General features: G+C 74.6%; 1 protein-coding gene. It reads right to left on the reverse strand.

The window, feature by feature from the left end; all coding sequences use genetic code 11:
* The coding region (locus AC5WRT_RS39085; protein WP_496098965.1) for a hypothetical protein at nucleotides 1-448 on the reverse strand (448 nt) is incomplete at both ends.

The raw sequence follows: 448 nt of genomic DNA on the forward strand, positions 1-448 counted from the left end.
GCCGGGGGCGGAGCCGGTGTCCCGGGACCAGAAGCGACGGCGCTGGAACGCGTACGTCGGCAGATCCAGCGGCTCTTGCGCGGCCGTTGCGCCGGCGGCTTGGGGGAACGCGGTGTCCCACGCCACGGGCAGGCCGGTGACGAAGAGCTGGGCGAGGGCGGTGAGCAGGCTCTCCGGTTCGGGGCGGTCGTTGCGCAGGGCGCTTGCGAAGATCTCGGTGCCGCCGTCCAGGCAGTCCTGGGCGAGGGCGGTCAGCCGGCCGTCGGGTCCCAGCTCGAGGAACCGGCCGGCCTTGCGCTCGGCCAGGGCGCGGACGCCGTCGGCGAACCGCACCGGGCGCCGTACGTGCTCGACCCAGTAGTCCGGGGAGGTCAGCTCTTCGGGGGCGGCGGGGCGGCCGGCGACGTCGGAGACGATGAGGATGCGCGGCTTGGCGTAGGTGAGGCTT

It is taken from the genome of Streptomyces sp. NTD91 (assembly GCF_059510455.1).